This is a genomic window from Sphingomonas dokdonensis, assembly GCF_002197685.1.
Classification (GTDB): domain Bacteria; phylum Pseudomonadota; class Alphaproteobacteria; order Sphingomonadales; family Sphingomonadaceae; genus Sphingomonas; species Sphingomonas dokdonensis.
The window spans coordinates 541,915-557,874 of record NZ_NBBI01000002.1 but is presented as its reverse complement, the minus strand read 5'-3'; the positions used below and the strand labels follow the sequence as shown (position 1 = coordinate 557,874).

Below are 15,960 nucleotides of genomic sequence, written 5' to 3'. Positions count from 1 at the left end.
AATCGGCGGGCGAGCATGGTATGTTCCGCCGCAATGAGCGTTGTAACCACTACCCTCCCCGTGGCCGATCCGTGCGATTTTGTGGTGATCGACGTGGAGACCGCCTGCTCGCGCGTCAGCAGCATCTGCCAGATCGGCATTGTCGGCTTTCGCGCCGGCAAGGAGGTGTTCGCCTATGACACGTTAGTCGATCCGTGCGACGAATTCTCCCCCTTCAACACGCGCATTCATGGGCTGTGCGAAGATCATGTCATGAACCAGCCGACCTATGCCGGCGTGCATGAGATCGTGGCGGGGCACCTCACCGGGCGGGTGACGGTGGCGCATTCGATGTTCGACAAGGGCGCGCTGGCGGCGGCATGCGCGGTGCATGCGCAGACGCCGATCGAGGCGACGTGGCTCGACAGCGTGCGCGTCGCCAAGCGCGCCTGGCCCGATCTGCCGAGCCATCGGCTGAGCGCGCTCGCGAAGTTTCTGGGGCTCAGGCACAAGCACCACAATGCGCTGAGCGATGCACGCACGGCGGGCATGGTGATCGTGCGCGCGATCGAGCATACCGGCATCGACATCGCCGGTTGGCTGAACCCCGCGACCTATCGCACCGCTGCGGCACCGAAGGCCGCCGCGGAAGGCCCGCTGAAGGGGGAGCGGATCGCGATCCTCGGCGCTACCCGCAACGGGGCGCTGGGCCGCTGGCTGGCCGAGATGGGCGGGCGAGTCGTCGCCTCGGTCGGCACCAGCTCGACGATGCTGGTGGTCAGCAACGAGCAGCCATACGGCCGATTCTTTCACGCCAGCCCCGCGCATCGCCGCGCGGAGGAGCTGCAGCGTGCCGGCTCGCGGATCGAGATCGTCATGGAGGACACACTGCGCGCGCGAGTCGCGGCGGCGGGCTGACGCCGTGCGCGATGCTTTATTGGTGTGACGAGGATAGGTTCAGATAGCGAGGTTGCGGGCGGTTCCATTTTCACGCCTGCGATGAGGATTAAGGCCATCGACCCCTCGCCAACAAAGCATCACGGCCAGCAGCGGGGGTAAGCGACACTCCTTCCGCCTTGACGCTGCCAGCACCTTGCGCTCTCGGGCGCGGGGTGCTGCTCATTGGGGCTTGGCCGGGTAATTATACGCTTTGGAGTATTTGTTTCGCCAGAGAGCGTCCTGCACCTGAACGACGACCTTCCTCTTCAAGGCATCACTGAATAGTTTTTCGACGGTCTCGCTGGGAACGAATATCCAATGCGACTGGGCGGGCTCAATGGTAACCGGACATCCGTCTTCAAGATCAAAGTTAGAGAGCGAGCTGTGGCACCATCCGATTCGAACTGGCAAACTCTTGAACCGCACTAGATGGCTGATCCGGTCCCGCCAAGTTACTCTCCGCCAAGGATACACAAACGAGACATTCGTGATGTGAGCCGCACTAGAAGAGGGATTTTGGACTGAAATACCCAGCCCCGCTTTTGCAACCCCTTCGATCGTCTCCACAGCAAAGGTCAGGCGCACCTTGATCTTAGGAGTGGATCGTGTGGCGTTCCATATGAATACCAGCGTGGAAAGCGCAGCGCCGTAGATCGCTAGGTAGTCAGTAAGTTTCATATCGCCTCGTCCCGGCATTGGGCGACAATCCAAGTGCCGAGTCAACGACAACTCGTACATGCCTCGTACACGGCACGCACAAGCCAAAACGGGCAGCTTTCGCTGCCCGCTTTTAGCTTTACAAATGCTTGGCTTTCTTGGTCGGGGCGACAGGATTCGAACCTGCGACCCCCACACCCCCAGTGTGATGCGCTACCAGGCTGCGCTACGCCCCGACCGAGGGGGGCGCCTCTACGCGGCGCGCCCCCATTATGCAAGCGGCGATCAGATTAGCTTGCGCCAATGCTGCCCGTCCCACGCGTCGATCGACATGGCGCTGGGCGAATGATCGCGCAGCGCGCGGCCGAATGCCTTCTGGTGATCGGCCTGGCCGTGCGCACCCAGCGCCTCCGGGCTTGCCCAACGCTCGGCGACGCGCACCAGATCGGGATCGGCCGCGTCGAACGCGAAGGAATATTCCTCGCAGCCATCCTCGGTGCGGACCACCGCGGCGTGATCGGCCAGCATCTTGGCGGCCTTTGCGCCCTCGCCTGCGCCCAGCTTGATCGTGCCCATTACCAGGATCGTCATTCACCTCTCCTTTTGTTGTCTGCGCCCGGTGGCGGGCGAGCCAGGTCGTCACGTACCTGCACCGGCGGATTGCGCCAAGGGCGCAGCAATGTTAGCGGCGCAGGCTTCCCGTGGCGCCCTATTCCGGGCGCCGCGACTCATGTGCACGCAAGGACGGCATGTTCATTTCCCCTGCTTATGCCCAGACGGCCGGCGCCGCCGGTGCCGAGGGCGGCCTCGCCGGCTTTCTCAGCCTCGCCCCGCTCGTTCTCGTCTTTATCGTCTTCTACTTCCTGATGATCCGCCCGCAGCAACGCCGGATGAAGGCGCTGCAGGCCGCGGTGGCCGCCGTGAAGAAGGGCGACACCGTCGTGACCGCCGGCGGCGTGGTCGGCAAGGTGATCAAGGTCGACGATCAGTTCGTTGACGTGGAAATCGCGCCCAACACCCGCATCAAGGTGGTGAAGGCAACGCTCGCCGAGGTGACGGCGCTCGGCTCCAAGCCGGCCAACGACTAAGAACTGGGCCGCCAAACATGCTCGATTTCCCGCGTTGGAAGGTTGTCTCGATCTGGCTGACGATCGCCGTGCTGTGCGCATTGGCGATTCCCAGCCTGATCCCGCAGCGGATCACCGACAAATGGGGCGTCAACCTGCCCCGCATCAACCTGGGGCTCGACCTCGCCGGCGGCAGCTACCTGCTGCTCGAGGCGGACGTGAACGACGTCGCCGAGAGCCGGCTGGAGGCGATGCGCGAGCAGGTGCAGACCGAGATGCGCCGGCAGGATCCGCGGATCGAGATCGGCGACATTTCGTCGCGCGGCGGGCGGCTGTCGTTCCTGCTGCGCGATCCTTCGCAGGTCGATGCCGCGCGCGAGCGGCTGCTGAGCATCACCGGCGGCGGCGTCGGCATGACCGGCCAGCGCGAATGGGACATCCAGGTGGTCGATTCGAGCCGCCTGGTGCTTACCCCGACTCAGGCGGGGCTGACGCAGGCGGTGGACACCGCGATGGGCGACGCGACCGAAGTGGTCCGCCGCCGTATCGACGAGCTTGGCACGCGCGAGCCGACGATCATCCGTCAGGGTTCGAACCGCATCGTCGTCCAGGTGCCCGGCTTGCAGAATCCGCAGGCACTGAAGGACCTGCTGGGCAAGACCGCAAAGCTGGAATTCAAGCTGGTCGACGAAAGCGCGACCCCGCAGCAGCTCGCCAGCAAGCAGGCGTCGGCGGGCAGCCAGGTGCTGGTCTATCCGAACAACCCGACCGGCATCCCGCTGATCGCGGTAAAGCGCTCCGCGATCATCACGGGCGACCAGCTCAGCGATGCGCGCATGGAGTTCAGCCAGCAGACCAACGAGCCGCAGGTCGCGATCACCTTTGACAGCCAGGGCGGGCGCAAGTTCGCACGGGTGACGCAGGAGAACGTGAACAAGCCATTCGCCATCATCCTCGACAATCAGGTGATCTCCGCGCCCAACATCAACGAGCCGATTACCGGTGGTCGGGCCCAGATCTCGGGCAGCTTCACGACCGAAAGCGCCAATGCGCTCGCCATTGCGCTGCGCTCGGGCAAGCTGCCCGTCGCGCTGAAGGTGGTGGAGGAATCGACCGTCGGCCCCGACCTCGGCGAAGAGTCGATCCGTGCCGGCATTCTCGCCTCCGCCGTCGCCGTGGCGCTGGTCGTCGCCTTCATGCTCGTCACCTACGGCCGGTTCGGCGTCTATGCGAACCTCGCCGTGGTCATCAACGTGTTCGTCATCGTCGGCGTGCTGGCGCTGATCGGGGGTACGCTGACGCTGCCCGGTATCGCCGGCTTCGTGCTGACGATCGGTACCGCGGTGGACGCCAACGTGCTGATCAACGAGCGTATCCGCGAGGAGCGGCATCGCGGGCGATCGGTGGTGCAGGCGGTGGAGCTGGGCTATAAGGAAGCCAGCCGCACCATTTTCGAGGCGAACATGACCCACGCCATTTCGGGCATCATCATGTTCCTGCTCGGCTCGGGCCCGGTGAAGGGCTTCGCGGTCGTGCTGCTGATCGGCATCGCCACCAGCGTGTTCACCGCCGTGCTGTTCACCCGCATGCTGACCGCCGGGTGGCTGCGCCGCACCAAGCCGAAGACGATCAACATATGATCGCCGCACCGACCACCATCGTCCCCGTCCTTGCGGGGAACCCTGTTTCCGGACGGCCGGGCCTTAGTTGCGGCCCTGCCCGATCGGCTTCCTGCACCCGCGGGAATGACGGAAGATTGCCATGCGCCTGCTGAAACTCGTTCCCGACAACACCAATATCGATTTCGTCCGGCTGCGTGGGCTGGCGTTCGGCCTGACGCTGATCCTGTCGGTGCTGGCGATCGGCGTCACCTTCGCCAAAGGGCTGAACTTCGGCGTCGATTTCGAAGGCGGACTGATGATCGAGGAGCGGTTCGTGACGCCGCCCGATCTCGATCGCCTACGCGAGGTGGTGAACGCCCAGAATGTCGGCGAAGCCTCGCTGCAGCAGTTCGGCGACCCGCGCACGCTCACCATTCGCCTGCCGATCCAGGAGGGCGCCGACGAGGGCGCGACCAATGCGGCGGTGAAGAAGGTGGAGACCGCGATCTCGCAGGCCTTCCCCGGCGCGACGTTCAGCCGTTATTCGACCATCTCAGGCAAGGTTTCGGGCGAGCTGGTGCGCAACGGCGTGCTTGCCGTGGTGCTGGCGGTGCTCGGCATCGGCCTGTTCGCGATCGTGCGGTTCGAATGGCAGTTCGGCGTGTCGACCATCGCGGCGATCGTCCACGATCTGTTGATGACGCTCGGCTTCTTTGCGCTGACGCAGTTCGAATTCGACCTCAACATCGTCGCCGCGGTGCTGACCATCATCGGCTATTCGATCAACGACAAGATCGTGATCGACGACCGGATCCGCGAGAACATGCGCCGTTATCGCAAGATGGAGATGCGCGAGATCGTGAACCTGTCGGTCAACGAGACGCTGCCGCGCACGGTGATGACCTCCGTCACCATCTTGCTGGCGCTGGGCGCGCTCTTGTTCCTCGGCGGGCACGTGCTGCGCGGCTTCACCGCGGCGATGATCCTGGGCATCGTGGTGGGCACCTATTCGTCGATCTACGTCTCCTCCTCGCTGCTGATCACGCTGGGCCTGCGCGCCAATCCGGCGCCCGAGAAGGTGACCCGCAGCGGCATCGAGAACGCCGAGCGCGTGGCGCCGCGCGGCGAGTGACGCGGGCGTGAAGATCAACCGCGAGCGCGACGCGGGCGGGCCGATCGTCCGCGGCTTCGCGCGCGGCGGCTTTCGCCTTGACGAGGAGCAGGTGCTGCCCGCCGTGCTGCTGACCGTCAGCGCGGCGCAGGGCTGGTCCCCGCCGCCGCTGGCTGAGCTTGACGAGGCGGCGCTGGAGGCGATCCTGTCGCCGGCACCCGAGTTCATCCTGATCGGCACCGGGGCGACGCTCGCGCGGCCACCACGTGCACTGGTGAATGCGGTGGAGGCACGCGGCATCGGCGTGGAAATGATGGACAGCCGCGCTGCTGCGAAGGCCTGGGGCGTGCTGCGCAGCGAAGGGCGGCAGATCGCCGCCGCGCTCTACCCGCTCGACGCATAGCGCCTGCCCCTCGCCCGGTTGGGGCGGATTAGCGCTCGATCATCGCGCGCATGGTGATACGATCGGCGGCATGGCAACAGACAGCGGCACCGTTTCCTTCATCGTCGATCAGCTGGCGCAGACGAACGACGTCGCGGCGAAGCCGATTTTCGGCGAATACGGCATCTACAGCGATGGTAAGCTGGTCGCGCTGATCTGCGACGGGCAGTTGTTCGTCAAACCAACGCCCGGCGGGCGCGCCTTTGCCGGCGATTGCGCGGAGGCGCCGCCCTACCCCGGCGCGAAGCCCAGCCTGTTGATCGATGCCGATCGGTGGGACGACGCGGACTGGCTGGGCGAGCTGGTGGCGATCACCACCGCCGAACTGCCCGCGCCCAAGCCGAAGACGCCGCGTAAGCCCAAGGTGCAGAAGTCAGCCTGACGGGCTGGGCGGCCCCTCCCCCTGATGGAAGGAGCCGCCGGTCGTTATGCCACTGACGGGCGGCGCGCGAAGACGCCGAAGCTGGCGATGATCGCGTAGCAGATCACCGGCAGCACGAGTGCAAACGCCAGGCTGCCCGTGGTGTCCGCCAGCGTGCCATAGAGCGGCGGGACGACGGCACCGCCGACGATGGCGGTGGCGATCACGCCCGATCCTTCGGCAGCGCGCTTCCCCAGCCCCTCGGACGCGAGGCTGAAGATCGTCGGGAACATGATCGAGTTCGCCAGACCGATGGCGATCAGCGCCCAGCCTGCCGCCGTACCGCTGCTGTTGGCGGAGAAGAGCAGCAGCATGATCGCGACCGAGCCGGCGGTCGCCAGCACCTTGCCCGGCGACACCACGCGAAGGATCGCCGAGCCGGCGAAGCGGCCGATCAGTGCGCCACCCCAATAGAAGGGCACGTAATTGCCGGCGGTTTCCAGCGGCACGTTCCACACGGTCGGTTGTGACAGGTAGACGACGAGGTTCGAGCCGATCGCGACTTCCGCGCCGACATAGAGAAAGATGCAGGCGACGCCGAAGGCGAAGCGCGGGCGCTTCAGCAGCGTCAACGGGTGGAAGATCGAGCCGCTCTGCTCCTGCTCTTCCTTGAGGCGATTGCGGCGGGTCCAGACCACGCCCGCGATCACCAGCAGCGCCACGGCAAGGCCGATATAGGTGTGGACGATCGCGCGCGATGCCTCGACGCGATAGGCGTCGAGCGCGGGGCCGCTCAGCGTCGCGGCGCTGACGCCGGCGAGGCTGCCGAGGATCAGCGTCGAGCCGACGCGCGGGAAGATGGTGGTGCCGAGCGAGTTGAATGCCTGCGCAAAGGTGAGCCGGCTCGACGCGGTGCGCGGCGGGCCGAGCAGCGAGATCAGCGGGTTCGCGACGACCTGAACCACGGTGATGCCGGCGCCGAGCACGAAGAGCGCCAGGAGGAACATGCCGAAGGTGGCCGAGCTGGAGGCCGGGATGAACAGCAGGCAGCCCAGCGTCATCAGGATGAGGCCGAACGTCGCCGTGCGCATATAGCCGGCGCGGCGGACCACCGCGGCGGCTGGCAGCGAGAACAGCAGATAGGCGAGGAAGAAGGCGGAATTGACGAGGTTCGCCTGCGCGTGGCTGAGCGTGAACAGCTCCTGCAGCTTGGGCATGACGATGTCGTTGAGGCTGGTGATGCCGCCAAAGATGAAAAACAGCGCAAAGACGAACCAGCGCAGATCGGGCGCGTCGGCATAGGCCGCCCCCACCGCGTCCGCATCTTGCGCGGCGGCGTCGGCACCCGTCGTTACCTGGGCAAATGCCATGAATTAATCCCCTCCGAGAACGTGTAACCGTTTACCGGGAAATTGCCGGAGGGCAAACGCGCCTTTCGCGGGTGTCACTTGTGGCGGGGAAACCACCACATCACGGTGAGGGGAAGCGGGGTCCACGCGCCGATGCGGATGCCGGCAAAGCGCAGCGCGTCCCCTACCCAGCCGTTGCAGGTGCGCAGCGCGCTGTATCGGCCGCGTGCCTCGTAAAAGGCGTCATAGCCGAAATAGCCGTGGCGCCGCTCGCCGCCGTCAGCGAGCGACGCCCGGACATAAGCGGCAAGGCGTCGGTATTCGGCGGGGCGCACGACCAGTCGCCGCACGCTGCCGTCGGCGGCGGGGTGCGGCAGATGATCGACATGGAGCATCGTTCGGCTGCTGCCGAGCGCGGCGGCCGTCACGGTCGAGAGCTTCAGGTCTGCCCAGGTCGGGGTGTTCAAGTAGAAGTCGCGGTCGCCCCAACCGATCGAGACATGATCGTACGCGCCGTAGCGGGGGTCGCGCAGGTCCGTGGCTGGGAAGATCGGGCGCCAGTCGACCCCTGCCGCGACTTTCGGCAGGACAAGGCCGGTGTGGATCCCGTTGCTTTCGATGAATAGCGTGACCCCCTGCTCGGGCGCTTGCCAGCCGCGGTTCGTCGGCAGCGCGCCGCCGATCAGCGCCGCGATCGGATACGCGAGCAGGACCGTTAGAAGGCCGGCGAGGACAAGCGGTAGCGGGCGGCGGCGCATCGGCAGCGTGTATCAGGATGACGGGCGGCTGGCATGCGGCTTTGCGCCACCCCGCCCTCGCGCTGGCCTACAAAACAAAACGGCCGCACCCGGATGGGCGCGGCCGCTTGTTTCGCCGTAAAGGACGGGATCAGTTCGGGCGGCCGATGCCTGCGATCGTGCGGTTGATCAGGGCGCGGTCGGCCTCGGCCCCGTGACGCTCCGCGATCAGCGCGGCGGCGGCGTTAGCCGCGGCTTCAGCCGTCTTGGCGCGGACTTCGAGCAGCGCGGCGCGTTCGGCGGCGGCGATCTTGTCCTCGGCCATCTTGCCGCGGCGCATGACCAGCTCGTCCGCATCCGCCTTGGCCTTGGCGATGATCACTTCCGCCTCGTGATTGGCCTGCGCCGCCATCTCGCCCGCGGTCTTTTCCGCGTCGGCGATCTTGCGCGCATATTCGTCGCGCAGCGCCTCGGCTTCGGCGCGCAGCGCCTTCGCCTCGTCGAGCTGGCGGCGGATGTCGGCGATCTGGCGATCGAGGCCGCCGACGATCAGCGCCGGTACCTTTTTCCAGATCAGGATCGCGAACAGCACGAGCATCGCGAGCGACACCCAGACGGTGCCGTTCAGGCCGAGCAGCGCCGGATCGACGTGATGCTCCGGGCCGCCCTCGGCAACGCTGGTGCTTAGCGCCTCGGAGCCATCGGCCGTCATGCCGCGTGCTTCCGCCGCATGGGCAAGATTCTGCGCCACTTCGGCCGAGCCGCCGGTCGCGGCACTCAGGATGATGAACTCAGCCATGTGCCATCGCCGCCTTCACGGCGCCCCTTGCTTCGTCCGCCGACACCTGAACGCCCGAAACGCGCGCCACGATGTCCTGGGTGGCTTCCGCCGCAACCGCCTCGATATCGTCGAGCGCGCGCTGCGTGGCCGCCGTGATATCCGCCTCAGCCGCCGCAACGCGCGCCGCCTGCTGGTCGCCAGCCGCGTTCAGCGTTTCCTCGCTGGCCTTGGCGGCACGCTGGCGTGCCTCCGCGACAAGCGCCTGGGCTTTCTCGCGATTGGCCTGGTCGCGCACGCGCCAGTCCGCCTCAACCTTGTCCGCTTCGTCACGCGCCGCCGAAGCCGCCGCGAGATCCGCCGCGATCGAATAATCGCGCGCGTCGATCGTCTTCTGCACCTTGGGCAGCATGCCGCGGCCCACGACAAAGAAGACAACGCCGAAGGTGACGACGAGCCAGAACAGCTGCGACGCCCAGGTTGCGGCAAGTTGGGAGATCTGAGGCATCTTGAACCCTTAACCTCCCCTCCGTTCGCGGGCCCGGCTTATGCGCGCTCGATCACCAAGGATCGAGGCCCGGGCCGCGCGAACGGCGGAGGATTTCGTTTCGTGTTAAGCGACGAAAACCAGGATCATCGCGACAACGAACGAGAGCAGACCGAGAAGCTCGGCACCGGCGAAACCGATGAAGAGACGGCCCTGCTGCGCGTCGGCGGCACCCGGATTGCGCAGCGCGCCTTCGAGGAACTTGCCGAACACGTTGCCCACGCCGAGCGAGGCGAGGCCCGCGCCAACAGCGGCCAGACCGGCGCCGAGCAGCTTTGCGGCTTCTGCGTCCATTTTAGTAACTCCCTATCAAAATCAGATGGTTGGATTGAACAGTACGAAACTCAGTGCAGGTTGACCGCGTCGTTCAGGTAGAGCGAGGTCAACAGCGCGAAGACATAGGCCTGGATACCGGCGACCAGCAGTTCGAGCGCCGAAATGCCGACCATCAGGCCGAAGCTGGGGATGCCGACCAGCAGGCCGATCCCCGCGCCAGCGTTGCCGGCGTTGATCACGAAGCCCGCCAGCACCTTCAGCAGCACGTGCCCGGCAGTCATGGCGACGAACAGTCGCAGGCCGAGGCTGAACGGGCGCACCATGAACGAGACGAACTCGATCAGCGGAATGACCGGCAGCAGCCACCAGGGCGTGCCATGCGGCACGAACAGGCTGAAGAAGTGCAGACCGTGGCGCCAGAAGCCGACCACCAGAACGATCGCGAAGCTGAGGATCGCGAGAATGCCGGTGATGGTGAAGTGGCTGGTGAAGGTGAACGGATGCACGCCGACGACGCCCAGCGGCATCAGGCCGAGGATGTTGGCGAACAGGATGAACATGAACAGCGAGAAGACGTAGGGAACGTAGCGCTTCCCCTCTGGCCCGATGTTCGATGCGAGCATGTTGTCGATGAAGCGCACCACGCTTTCGACCATCACCTGCCCGCGGCCGGGGATGAGCTTGCCCTTGGTGCCGAGCGACATGAAGGCGATGAGCCCTACCGTCGCGACCGCCATCCACATCGCCGAATTGGTGAAGGCGATGTTGTACCCGGCAATCTGCCAGTCCTGGGTGCCGAACAACGGCTCAACCAGGAACTGGTGCATCGGATCGATCTTGCCGCCGCCTTCCGCCACGCCTGTTTCCCTTAACGAAAGCGCCCGATCTTACTTCGGGCGCTGGCTAGAAATCCGAATGATGTTCCTGAACGCGGCGCCCGTCCCGAGGGCGAGCATCACGAGCAGACCCCAGGGCTGCGTACCCGCGAATCGGTCGATCACCCAACCGATCAGCGCGCCGCCGACCATTCCCCCGATCAGTTCGGCGAGCACTCGGTTGCCGAGGCGATAGCCGCCATCGGGTTCCGCCTTGCCCGCCCCTGTCCGGTGCGCCTCGTCCGTTTGCGCCGCCTTCAACCGCTCCTCAAGAGAAGTCAGGCGAGCATCGGTGCCGAGGGTGTCTGGTCCGGGCTCGTTCTCTGCCATCCAAGCGTCCCCCACATGTTTTTGGGCAGGCGCAAGGTAGCCAAGTGGCGAGCCCGCCAAGGCGCCGTCCGGTTAGCCGGGGGGTGTGGGGGTGTCAACACTTGCGCAACCTTGTGTCACAGCGGCGCAAGGAGCGAAGCCGTGTGAGCCGAACGCGTTGACGGCAGAGACGCAAGAGCGGCCGCTGGCCGCGGGCCGGAGCCACGCGGCGAAAGAGGAGGAGATGGTCGGCCGGGCGCGCGTCACCTCGGCCGGCCAATCAGCCCCGGGTCAGACGATCAGACGCAGCGTGGATCGCGAGTCGGTGCACCAGCACCACGAGTCGCCCATTCGCCGGTCGGCGTGCGGTACTTTTCGCCGGTGGACGTCTGCTGGATGAGGTTGCAGCCGCTGGTGAAGGCGAGCTGCTCGACCGTGGCGCCCGATGCCTGCGCCTTTTGCGTGTACGCCGCCTTGCGCTGGATGTTGATCGCGTTGACCAGCGCGCGCAGATCGGCCGAGCCGCCTCCTACCACGCCGAGATAGCCGTCGGGCTGCTCACCCACCTGCCCGGCCGCGCGCGCGGCGGCGTAGGCCGGGTCGCGCTGCGCCCAGGCGGCGGCGGACACGCCGCTAAGGGCCAGCGCCCCAGCCACCATCAGCATCGCCTTTTTGGTCTTCATCAGAAAATTCCCGGATTCTGCTTGATCAGCGACTTCGCCTCATTGTCGAGGCGATACACCACTTCCTGCGTCACGCTGATGTTGAGATTGATCACGATCGGCTTGTCCGGCGCGGATACGTTCACGCACGCACCGCTCGCCAGACCAAGGCCGACCACCACCATTCTCTTCACCATTGCAGAAATCGTGTGCCCCTGATGCTTCGTCAATGTGTCGCTCATGGCATATTCTCGCTTGCGGGGGGCTGAATGGCGGGCGGGTCGGCGCGCTTGTTCTGCTCCTCGAGCAGCGCGGGCAGGTTGCGCTCCACCAGCCGCTTGGGATCGTAGAAGGAGGCGGCGGTGTCGATCAGGCTGCGGAACGGCGCCTTGATGCGGACATTGAAGACGAACGGCAGCCGCTGCAGCCGCCGGATGAGGAAATTGGACTTGGCGCCCTCGCCCTGGCTGACGCCGGCGAAGCGCACTTCGGTGACCATATCGCCGGCCAGCGGGCCGTTCATCACCAGCTCCAGATTGCGGTAGCGCAACGAGCGGAGCGCCTGGAACGCGATATTGCCCCAGGTGCCCAGATCTTCCTTCGTCAGTTCGCCGAGATAGGCCAATGTTCCGCCACCCTCGCGCACGACCAGGCGGCCGTTTTCGATCCGCCCGCCGGACTGGTCGAAGATCATCGGCAGTTCGCCGTCGAAGACGCCGGTGGCGTCGATGTTCTTGAGGTCGAACTGCTGAAGGAACTGGCGCAGCTGCACGCCTTCGGCGCGGAAGGTGAGGTTGCGATCGCGGGGCGAGGAGAAATCGAGCAGAGTCGGCTGCAGCGTCAGCGTGCCGCCGCCGAACGGCCAGCGCCCGCCCTTCACCGCGACCCTTAGGTCACGCAGCAGCTGATATTTGATGACGCCGTCGGTCACCGCCACGCCGGGGTTGATCTCCGCCACGGTGGCGATCTGGCCGGGTGCCGATTCGAGCGCCAGTAGATCGGTGAACTGCACCTGCCCCTTGATCCCGCTGACGGGGCCGAACGCCGCCGCAAGGTCCACCTTGTCGGTGCCGAAGGTACCGGTGGAAGTGACGCCGTCGGGGCTCCACGCGATCCGGCCATTGCCGCGGATGGTGCCGCGCACGTCGGCGATGACGCCGAAGGTCAACCGGGTCAGCTCCTCCGGCTGGAAACCATCGCCGAAGGTGATGCCGGGGACGGCAAGTTGCGCCTCGCCGCTGCCGCTCGGCAGCGCGTGACGGATGGCGACCTCGGCGACCTTGACGCTCTTTTCCGGCGTGAACAGCGTACCCTGCGCCGTGATGACGTTGTCGCGTAGTGCGAGCGAAACATCACGTGCGTCCAACTGGTTGAAGCGCGGATCTGCGGCAGCGTCCGCAACCTTGAGCGCGCCGGTCAGCGCCAGGGCGCCATTGGCAAAGCGCCAGTCGCCGCGCGCGCCCGAGAGCAGCAGCGGCACGTTGCCGATCTGGCCCGCGCCATCGGCAAAGGTGCCGGCCAGTGCCGTGCCGTTCGTCACGCGCCCGCTGAGCTTGCCGAAGTTCAGCCGCGTCACGCTGTCCGGCCGCCCGATCCGTGCAGCGACTTGCGCGAGGGTGAAGCCGAGATCGGCATGGCGCCAGCGAACGTCACCGATCGACAGCGCAAGCGGCGAGCCGCCGAGCGCACCGGCGAGGCGGACGTTGTTCGTTGCGATACCGCCGCGCAACCTGCCGCCCTCCATCCGCAGCAACGCCCCATCGGCAGGGCAGAGCGTGAGGCTGGCCGGGCGCAGGCGCAGCCCCGAAAGGCTGAGCGACTGGAAACTCGCGGGCACGCAGCTAGAGTCGACCGAAAGGCGCGCGCCCGAGGCGCGGACAACCAGCGGCAGGCGCAGCGCCTCCAACCGCCCGCCGCTGCCAAGCGGGCCGGTGAGGGTCGCGACGGTCTTGAGCCGCCAGCCGCCGTGCGGCGAAAAAGCAAAGCTGGCCGGCGACAGCGCGAGGCTGGCGTCGCCGGCGGCGTAGCGCGCGATCCGTGCGGTGCCGGTCACCGTGCCGCCGGGCCGCGCCTGCGCCAGATCGATGCGGCCGACCGGCAGCCCGCCGCCGCCGAACCGTAGCACGCCATCGGCACGCAATCCGCCTCGCTCGCCCAGTTCCAACCCGGCGCCATCCCCGAACCGTACGGCCGCGCCCGAACGGGACTCCATCGCCAACGTACGCACGGTGACCAGAGGCTGGCCCGCGGCGGTGCCGAGCGCCACCTCGCCGTTCAGCGCAAAATCGCCCGCGGCGGTGGCGAGCGCCTGCGCCAGCGAGCCGGCCAGCGGCGCCACCGGCGTTCCTGTCGCCGTGCGTGCGACGCTTTCCAGCTGTCGCCGGGTGCCAGGCGCAAGCGCAAGGTCGCGTCCCTCGATGCGACCGGCAGCGATGGCGCGACCGGCGGCCACGCGCCACGTGCCGGCAAAGCTCGCCGCGCCACCCCGCACCATGTCGCTTTGCAGCGTCTCGGCGCGAAGCCGGGCTTCGCCCTCGGTGCGCGCGGGGCTACCGTTGAAACGGATCTGGCCGTCCAGGCTGGCGAGCCGGATGCCCGGTGCGGCGATGCGGTCGGTGCGCAGCCCGGCGGTGCCTTGCCAGCGATCGAGCGCGGCGCCGAGCGCCACGTCGACGGTCGCGCGCGGTGATTGGACGGTGACGCCATCGCAGCTGATCGCCTGCATCCGCACCGGCCCGGCGATCGTCGGCGCCTCCTTGCGCACGGCGATGTCGAGCAGCGCTGTTGGACGCTGCATCGTGCAACCGCCCATCGCAATGCGATCGGTGACCGCCGCCAGCGTCCCGCGGAAGCCATCGTTCAGCTGGCCTCGGCCGGCAAGCTTCAGCCCCACCACGCCGAGCGGCGTGGCAAGCCGCATCCGCGCGTCCGCGACGTTCAGCTCGATCGCCGGCAGCGCGAACGGCTTGCCCGACGGGGCGGGCAGCAGGCGATCGAGCGCGCCGAGCGACAGGCGGCCATCGACCAACGTGCCGCGCAGCCGGACCTTGCCGGCCGACACCGTCGTCACCGTGGGCGTCCCGCCGATCAGCGACAGTCGCGTCTCGACCCAGTCCGCGACCAGATCGGGATTGCGCGGATCGCCGATCACGACGTTGGTCAGGCGTTGCCGCTGGAGCCCGAGATCCTCGATCTGATAGCGCGCCGGCACGCCATTCGCCGCGAGATTGTTGTCGACGACGCGCGTTGCGATCGGCACCCGGCCGAACCACAAGGCGAGCAGCACGATGATGACGAAAAGGAGCAGGCCGAGCAGCACGCGGAGCCAGCGTCTCCGGACCGGCCACTCTTCCTCCGCTACGACCGCCACCTGACCCCTTCCAAAACGCGGAACGGCCACTCTCCTAGGGGCTGATACCGCCGGTTGGAAGCGGGCGCGCGCGCCTGGCGCGACCATCGCGCGGCGCGGAGCGATTGCACTATCGCCGGCCGCCGCCTAGCCATGCTGCCGATGGCCGACAGCGACCCGAATGCGACCGACAACCACGGCCATCGTGCACGGCTTCGCAGCCGCCTGTTGGCGGGCGGCGGCGAAGCGCTGCTGGACCATGAGCTGATCGAATATCTGCTCGCGCTCGCCATTCCGCGCCGCGACACCAAGCCGCTCGCCAAGGCGCTGCTGCGCGAGTTCGGCGGGATCGGCGGGCTGCTGACGGCGGATGCCGAGGCGCTGATGCGCGTGCCGGGCATGGGCGAGACGAGCGCGGCGGCGATCAAGATCGCGCAGGCGGCGGCGGTGCGGCTGGTGCAGGCGGAGGTCGCGGCGCGGCCGGTGCTCGGCAACTGGCAGGCGCTGCTCGACTATCTCCACGCCGACATGGCGCATCACGTGATCGAGCGGGTGCGCGTGCTGCACCTCAACAGCCGCAACATGCTGATCCGCGACGAGGTGATGAGCGAGGGCTCGATCGATCAGGCCCAGGTGCATGTGCGCGAGGTGATCCGCCGTGCTATCGACCTCGGCTCGGCGGCGATCATCCTGGTGCATAACCACCCCTCCGGCGACCCTTCCCCCAGCCGGGCGGATATCGAAATCACCAAGGCGATCGTCGATGCGGGCAAGGGGATGGGGATTGTCGTTCACGACCATCTGATTGTCGGCACCAGCGGCCATGTGAGCCTGCGCGCGAAGGGGTTGATGTAGCGCTTCACCGTCATGCCGGCCTGTCCCGGCATTCACCGGGCCGCGGATCCGGCGCCACGAGGTTTG

19 protein-coding genes and 1 tRNA gene are annotated in these 15,960 nt (G+C 66.9%); 7 read left to right on the top strand and 13 right to left on the bottom strand.

All coding sequences use genetic code 11. From position 1 onward, the window contains the following. Positions 1-33: 33 nt before the first annotated feature. Positions 34-897 (top strand): exonuclease domain-containing protein, encoded by an 864-nt coding sequence (locus SPDO_RS07515; protein WP_088366836.1) that lies wholly within the window; start codon positions 34-36, stop codon positions 895-897. A 201-nt stretch (positions 898-1,098) separates the two neighbouring features. On the opposite strand, the gene SPDO_RS16675 is transcribed toward SPDO_RS07515, so the two are convergent. The 3 genes from SPDO_RS16675 to SPDO_RS07505 all read right to left on the bottom strand — a co-directional run bounded on the left by SPDO_RS16675 (position 1,099) and on the right by SPDO_RS07505 (position 2,166). Beyond that, positions 1,099-1,596 carry a hypothetical protein gene (locus SPDO_RS16675; protein WP_143559609.1) on the bottom strand — a complete coding sequence of 166 codons (498 nt, stop codon included), beginning with the start codon at positions 1,594-1,596 and terminating at the stop codon, positions 1,099-1,101. Positions 1,597-1,734: 138 nt separating this feature from the next. Then, positions 1,735-1,811 (bottom strand) — tRNA-Pro (locus SPDO_RS07510). Positions 1,812-1,860: 49 nt separating this feature from the next. Next, positions 1,861-2,166, bottom strand: coding sequence for a putative quinol monooxygenase (locus SPDO_RS07505; RefSeq protein WP_088366835.1), 306 nt, complete (start codon positions 2,164-2,166; stop codon positions 1,861-1,863). Positions 2,167-2,324: 158 nt separating this feature from the next. Here SPDO_RS07505 and yajC point away from each other — a divergent pair, with 158 nt between their 5' ends. From yajC to SPDO_RS07480, 5 genes are all read left to right on the top strand, one after another. Beyond that, positions 2,325-2,663, top strand: coding sequence for a preprotein translocase subunit YajC (gene yajC, locus SPDO_RS07500; RefSeq protein ID WP_088366834.1), 339 nt, complete (start codon positions 2,325-2,327; stop codon positions 2,661-2,663). A gap of 17 nt (positions 2,664-2,680) precedes the next feature. Then, complete coding sequence (gene secD, locus SPDO_RS07495; RefSeq protein WP_088366833.1) at positions 2,681-4,282, top strand: protein translocase subunit SecD; 1,602 nt, start codon at positions 2,681-2,683, stop codon at positions 4,280-4,282. A gap of 121 nt (positions 4,283-4,403) precedes the next feature. Beyond that, a complete protein-coding gene (gene secF / locus SPDO_RS07490; protein WP_088366832.1) occupies positions 4,404-5,375 on the top strand; it encodes a protein translocase subunit SecF in 972 nt (323 codons plus the stop codon). A gap of 7 nt (positions 5,376-5,382) precedes the next feature. Then, the gene (locus SPDO_RS07485; protein ID WP_169716244.1) at positions 5,383-5,757 is read left to right on the top strand and encodes an Mth938-like domain-containing protein; all 375 of its coding nucleotides are present in this window, start codon (positions 5,383-5,385) and stop codon (positions 5,755-5,757) included. Positions 5,758-5,827: 70 nt separating this feature from the next. Further along, complete coding sequence (locus SPDO_RS07480) at positions 5,828-6,178, top strand: TfoX/Sxy family protein (protein ID WP_088366831.1); 351 nt, start codon at positions 5,828-5,830, stop codon at positions 6,176-6,178. A gap of 44 nt (positions 6,179-6,222) precedes the next feature. On the opposite strand, the gene SPDO_RS07475 is transcribed toward SPDO_RS07480, so the two are convergent. The 10 genes from SPDO_RS07475 to SPDO_RS07430 all read right to left on the bottom strand — a co-directional run bounded on the left by SPDO_RS07475 (position 6,223) and on the right by SPDO_RS07430 (position 15,060). Then, positions 6,223-7,527 carry a sugar MFS transporter gene (locus SPDO_RS07475; protein WP_088366830.1) on the bottom strand — a complete coding sequence of 435 codons (1,305 nt, stop codon included), beginning with the start codon at positions 7,525-7,527 and terminating at the stop codon, positions 6,223-6,225. Between the two features lie 74 nt (positions 7,528-7,601). Further along, positions 7,602-8,264 (bottom strand): TIGR02117 family protein, encoded by a 663-nt coding sequence (locus SPDO_RS07470; protein ID WP_088366829.1) that lies wholly within the window; start codon positions 8,262-8,264, stop codon positions 7,602-7,604. A 130-nt stretch (positions 8,265-8,394) separates the two neighbouring features. After that, positions 8,395-9,042 (bottom strand): F0F1 ATP synthase subunit B family protein, encoded by a 648-nt coding sequence (locus SPDO_RS07465; protein ID WP_088366828.1) that lies wholly within the window; start codon positions 9,040-9,042, stop codon positions 8,395-8,397. Continuing rightward, positions 9,035-9,529, bottom strand: a complete 495-nt coding sequence (locus SPDO_RS07460; protein WP_088366827.1) for a F0F1 ATP synthase subunit B family protein — start codon at positions 9,527-9,529, stop codon at positions 9,035-9,037. Before SPDO_RS07460 ends, SPDO_RS07465 begins: the two co-directional genes overlap by 8 nt. Before the next feature lie 105 nt (positions 9,530-9,634). After that, entirely contained in the window at positions 9,635-9,862 is a 228-nt protein-coding gene (locus SPDO_RS07455) for a F0F1 ATP synthase subunit C (protein ID WP_046409264.1), read from the bottom strand. A 50-nt stretch (positions 9,863-9,912) separates the two neighbouring features. Continuing rightward, positions 9,913-10,701 (bottom strand): F0F1 ATP synthase subunit A, encoded by a 789-nt coding sequence (locus SPDO_RS07450; protein ID WP_088366826.1) that lies wholly within the window; start codon positions 10,699-10,701, stop codon positions 9,913-9,915. 30 nt (positions 10,702-10,731) lie between these two features. Further along, positions 10,732-11,049, bottom strand: a complete 318-nt coding sequence (locus SPDO_RS07445) for an AtpZ/AtpI family protein (RefSeq protein ID WP_088366825.1) — start codon at positions 11,047-11,049, stop codon at positions 10,732-10,734. Between the two features lie 278 nt (positions 11,050-11,327). Then, complete coding sequence (locus tag SPDO_RS07440) at positions 11,328-11,711, bottom strand: YdbL family probable chaperone protein (protein ID WP_088366824.1); 384 nt, start codon at positions 11,709-11,711, stop codon at positions 11,328-11,330. Then, on the bottom strand, positions 11,711-11,932 hold the full coding sequence (locus SPDO_RS07435; protein ID WP_211280012.1) for a YnbE family lipoprotein: 222 nt from the start codon (positions 11,930-11,932) through the stop codon (positions 11,711-11,713). Before SPDO_RS07435 ends, SPDO_RS07440 begins: the two co-directional genes overlap by 1 nt. Further along, entirely contained in the window at positions 11,929-15,060 is a 3,132-nt protein-coding gene (locus SPDO_RS07430) for an intermembrane phospholipid transport protein YdbH family protein (RefSeq protein WP_245829270.1), read from the bottom strand. Before SPDO_RS07430 ends, SPDO_RS07435 begins: the two co-directional genes overlap by 4 nt. Positions 15,061-15,201: 141 nt before the next feature. Here SPDO_RS07430 and radC point away from each other — a divergent pair, with 141 nt between their 5' ends. Further along, entirely contained in the window at positions 15,202-15,894 is a 693-nt protein-coding gene (gene radC / locus SPDO_RS07425) for a RadC family protein (protein ID WP_088367033.1), read from the top strand. Positions 15,895-15,960: the final 66 nt, after the last annotated feature.

What these genes read in the sequence shown, in the direction of transcription:
- SPDO_RS07515 (WP_088366836.1), top strand. Translation starts at nt 34, where the DNA reads ATGAGCGTTGTAACCACTACCCTCCCCGTGGCCGATCCGTGCGATTTT.
- SPDO_RS16675 (WP_143559609.1), bottom strand. Translation starts at nt 1,596, where the DNA reads ATGAAACTTACTGACTACCTAGCGATCTACGGCGCTGCGCTTTCCACG.
- SPDO_RS07505 (WP_088366835.1), bottom strand. Translation starts at nt 2,166, where the DNA reads ATGACGATCCTGGTAATGGGCACGATCAAGCTGGGCGCAGGCGAGGGC.
- yajC (WP_088366834.1), top strand. Translation starts at nt 2,325, where the DNA reads ATGTTCATTTCCCCTGCTTATGCCCAGACGGCCGGCGCCGCCGGTGCC.
- secD (WP_088366833.1), top strand. Translation starts at nt 2,681, where the DNA reads ATGCTCGATTTCCCGCGTTGGAAGGTTGTCTCGATCTGGCTGACGATC.
- secF (WP_088366832.1), top strand. Translation starts at nt 4,404, where the DNA reads ATGCGCCTGCTGAAACTCGTTCCCGACAACACCAATATCGATTTCGTC.
- SPDO_RS07480 (WP_088366831.1), top strand. Translation starts at nt 5,828, where the DNA reads ATGGCAACAGACAGCGGCACCGTTTCCTTCATCGTCGATCAGCTGGCG.
- SPDO_RS07475 (WP_088366830.1), bottom strand. Translation starts at nt 7,527, where the DNA reads ATGGCATTTGCCCAGGTAACGACGGGTGCCGACGCCGCCGCGCAAGAT.
- SPDO_RS07470 (WP_088366829.1), bottom strand. Translation starts at nt 8,264, where the DNA reads ATGCGCCGCCGCCCGCTACCGCTTGTCCTCGCCGGCCTTCTAACGGTC.
- SPDO_RS07465 (WP_088366828.1), bottom strand. Translation starts at nt 9,042, where the DNA reads ATGGCTGAGTTCATCATCCTGAGTGCCGCGACCGGCGGCTCGGCCGAA.
- SPDO_RS07460 (WP_088366827.1), bottom strand. Translation starts at nt 9,529, where the DNA reads ATGCCTCAGATCTCCCAACTTGCCGCAACCTGGGCGTCGCAGCTGTTC.
- SPDO_RS07455 (WP_046409264.1), bottom strand. Translation starts at nt 9,862, where the DNA reads ATGGACGCAGAAGCCGCAAAGCTGCTCGGCGCCGGTCTGGCCGCTGTT.
- SPDO_RS07445 (WP_088366825.1), bottom strand. Translation starts at nt 11,049, where the DNA reads ATGGCAGAGAACGAGCCCGGACCAGACACCCTCGGCACCGATGCTCGC.
- SPDO_RS07440 (WP_088366824.1), bottom strand. Translation starts at nt 11,711, where the DNA reads ATGAAGACCAAAAAGGCGATGCTGATGGTGGCTGGGGCGCTGGCCCTT.
- SPDO_RS07435 (WP_211280012.1), bottom strand. Translation starts at nt 11,932, where the DNA reads ATGAGCGACACATTGACGAAGCATCAGGGGCACACGATTTCTGCAATG.
- radC (WP_088367033.1), top strand. Translation starts at nt 15,202, where the DNA reads ATGGCCGACAGCGACCCGAATGCGACCGACAACCACGGCCATCGTGCA.